This window comes from Kitasatospora sp. NPDC058048, assembly GCF_042885555.1.
Lineage (GTDB): Bacteria > Actinomycetota > Actinomycetes > Streptomycetales > Streptomycetaceae > Kitasatospora > Kitasatospora lactacystinica.
Genome location: NZ_JBHVRT010000095.1, coordinates 1 through 3,715 on the forward strand (window position 1 = coordinate 1; position 3,715 = coordinate 3,715).

A 3,715-nucleotide genomic window follows, 5' to 3' on the forward strand; every position below is an offset into this window, starting at 1 on the left:
TCTCCTCGGCACGCAGTGGCTCGGGTCTGCCGACCGCGCAGGCGCTGGCCCTGTTCGACCGGGCGATCACCCTGCCCGTACCGCACCTCCTGCCGACGGTCCTGGACCTGGCCGCCGCGCAGGCCGTCTCCACCCATGGGGTGCCCCCGCTGCTGCGCGGCCTGATCCGGCCGTCCGCCCGGCGGGCCGCCGACCGGGGCGCGGGCGCGGAGTCCGGACTTCTGGCCCGGCTGCGGCCGCTGCCGGCCGAGGAACGGCGCGCGCAGCTGCTGGAGCTGGTCCGCGGCAGCGCGGCCACCGTGCTCGGCCACGGCGCCACCGACGCGGTCGGCCCCCGGCACGCGTTCCGGGAGCTCGGCTTCGACTCGCTGACCGCCGTGGAGCTGCGCAACGGGCTGAACGCCGTCACCGGGCTGCGGCTGCCGGTGACCCTGGTCTTCGACTATCCGACCCCGGCCGTGCTGGCCGAGCACCTCGACGAGCTGCTCTTCGAGCGGGCAGCCCCCGTGGCGCCGCTCGTCGAGCCGGCCGTGGACACCGGCGAGCCCATCGCGATCATCGGCATGAGCTGCCGCTTCCCCGGCGGCGCCGACAACCCCGAGCGGCTCTGGCGACTGCTGGCCGAGGGCTTCGACGGCGTGACCGCTTTCCCGGCCGACCGCGGCTGGGAGATCGAGGTCGCCGACGCCACCTACACGCCGCGCGGCGGCTTCCTGCACGACGCCGCCGACTTCGACGCCGGGCTGTTCGGGATCTCGCCGCGCGAGGCGCTGGCGATGGACCCGCAGCAGCGGCTGCTGCTGGAGGCCGCCTGGGAGGCCTTCGAGGCCGCCGGCCTGGACCCGCTGTCCATGCACCGGTCCTCCACCGGCGTCCTGGTCGGCGCCTCGGCGTTCGGCTACGGCGCCGGGATGGACCTGCCGGAGTCGGAGGGGCACCTGATGACGGGTGCCGCCACCAGCATCCTCTCCGGCCGCGTCTCGTACGTGTTCGGCCTGGAGGGCCCGGCCGTCACCGTGGACACCGCCTGCTCCTCCTCCCTGGTGGCGATGCACTGGGCGATCCAGGCGCTGCAGCGCGGCGAGTGCGCGATGGCACTGACCGGCGGTGTGACCGTGATGTCCACCCCGGGGGTGTTCGCCGAGTTCGACCGGCAGGACGGCCTGGCCTCGGACGGACGCTGCAAGGCGTTCTCCGCCGGGGCGGACGGCACCGTCTGGTCCGAGGGCGTCGGCGTGCTGGTGCTCCAGCGCCTCTCCGACGCCCGTCGGGACGGCCACCGGGTGCTCGCGGTGATCCGCGGCAGCGCGGTCAACCAGGACGGCGCCTCCAACGGGCTCACCGCGCCGAACGGCCCCTCCCAGGAGCGGGTGATCCGGCAGGCGCTGGCCTCCGCGCGGCTCGCCCCGTCCGAGGTGGACGTGGTGGAGGCGCACGGTACCGGCACTCCGCTCGGCGACCCGATCGAGGCCCAGGCGCTGCTGGCGACCTACGGCCAGGACCGGCCGGCCGACCGGCCGCTGTGGCTGGGCTCGATCAAGTCCAACATCGGCCACACCCAGTCGGCGGCCGGTGTCGCGGGCGTCATCAAGATGGTGCAGGCGATGCGTCACGGCGTCCTCCCGGCCACGTTGCACGTGGACGAACCGACCTCGCACGTGGACTGGTCGGCGGGTGCGGTGGAACTGCTGACGCAGGCCCGGCCGTGGCCGGAGGACGGTCGCCCGCGTCGCGCGGGCGTGTCCTCCTTCGGTATCAGCGGCACCAACGCCCACGTCATCCTGGAGCAGGGCGACCCGTCGCCCGCGCCGGAACCGGTGGAGAACAGCGGCCCGGTGCTCTGGCCGGTCTCCGCGAAGACCCCGGAGGGGCTGCGCGGACAGGCCACGAGGCTGGCCGAGTTCGCGGCGACCGGGCCCGACCCGGCGGCCGCGGGGCACGCGCTGGCCGTCACCCGGGCGGCGCTGGAACACCGCGCGGTGGCCGTCGGTGACACGGCTGCCGCGATCGGGGCAGGCCTGACCGCGCTGGCCGAGGGCCGGCCCGGCGAGGGCGTGGTCTCGGGTACGGCGGTCGAGGGCCGGACGGCGTTCCTGTTCACGGGGCAGGGCTCGCAGCGGGTCGGGATGGGGGCCGGGCTGTACGCGCGGTTCCCGGTGTTCGCGGCGGCGTTCGACGCGGTCTGTGCGGAGCTGGACGGGAGGCTCGGGCGGTCGGTGCGGGAGGTCGTCCTCGACGGCGTCGAGGATCTGGACCGGACGGTGTGGGCGCAGGCCGGGCTGTTCGCGGTCGAGGTGGCATCGTTCCGGCTGCTGGAGTCCTGGGGCGTGACGCCCGACTTCCTGCTCGGGCACTCGATCGGTGAGGTGGCGGCCGCCCATGCGGCGGGCGTGTTCTCGCTGGCCGACGCGTGCGCCCTGGTGGCGGCGCGCGGGCGGCTGATGGACGCGCTGCCGAGCGGCGGCGCGATGCTCGCCGTGCAGGCCACCGAGGCCGAGGTGCGGGCGGAGATCGGTGACCGCCTGGACGTGGCGGCTGTCAACGGCCCGACCTCGCTGGTGGTTTCGGGTCCGGCGGACGCGGTCGAGGAGTTCGCGGCCCGCTGGAAGGCCGAGGGCCGCAAGACCAGCCGTCTGACGGTCTCGCACGCCTTCCACTCGGCGCTGATGGAGCCGATGCTCAACGAATTCGCTTCCGTGCTGGCCGGGTTGACCTTCGCCGAGCCGCAGATTCCGGTCGTGTCGAACCTGACCGGCGGGATCGCCGATCCCGGCCTGCTCGCCACCCCCGACTACTGGGTGCGTCAGGTCCGCGAGGCCGTCCGCTTCGCCGACGGCGTCGCCCACCTCGACGGGCAGGGCGTCACCCGCTACGTCGAGCTGGGCCCGGACGCGGTGCTGAGCGGCCTGGCCGGACAGGCGGTTGCCGAGGCCGTGTTCGCGCCGCTGCTGCGCCGTGAGCGGGAGGAGTCGGGCACCGCGCTGACCGCCCTGGCCCGGCTCTGGACGGCCGGCGCGGACGTGGACTGGCCGGCCGTGCTGCCGGCCGGCCGACGGCTCGAACTGCCGACGTACGCCTTCCAACGCGAGCGCTACTGGCCGCGCCCGGCCGTCCGGTCCGGGGACGCCGGTTCGGTCGGCCAGCTGTCGGCCGGCCACCCGATGCTCGGCGCTGCGGTTCAACTGGCCGGAGACAACGGGCTGTTGCTGACCGGACGGCTGTCGCTCGCCACCCACCCGTGGCTCGCGGACCACGCTGTCCAGGGCCAGGCGCTGGTGCCGGGGACGGCCTTCGTGGACATGGCGCTGCGCGCGGGCGAGCAGATCGACCGCCCGGTCCTGGAGGAGCTGGTGCTCCAGGCGCCGCTGCCGCTGCCCGAGCAGGGCGGCGTGCACCTCCAGGTGCGGGTGGCGGCCCCGGGTGAGGAGGGCGACTGCCGGGTGGAGATCCACGCCCGGCCGGACACCGGCGGGACCGCGCCGTGGATCTGCCACGCGGTGGGAACCCTGACCGCGCAGGAGCGGGCGCCGGAGTTCGATCTGGCCGCCTGGCCGCCGGTCGGTGCCACGGCGCTGCCGCTGGAGGGTTTCTACGAGGCTCTGGCCGAGGTCGGGTACGGCTACGGTCCGGTGTTCCGGGGTCTGGGTGCGGCCTGGCGGGTGGGTGAGACCGTCTGTGCGGAGGTCGCGCTGCCCGAGGCGGTGGCGGGTGAGGC

1 protein-coding gene is annotated in these 3,715 nt (G+C 75.2%); it reads left to right on the forward strand.

The window, feature by feature from the left end:
* Nucleotides 1-3,715 (forward strand): beta-ketoacyl synthase N-terminal-like domain-containing protein (locus ACFVVA_RS42050; RefSeq protein WP_387696006.1); only part of this gene is annotated, 3,715 nt, incomplete at both ends.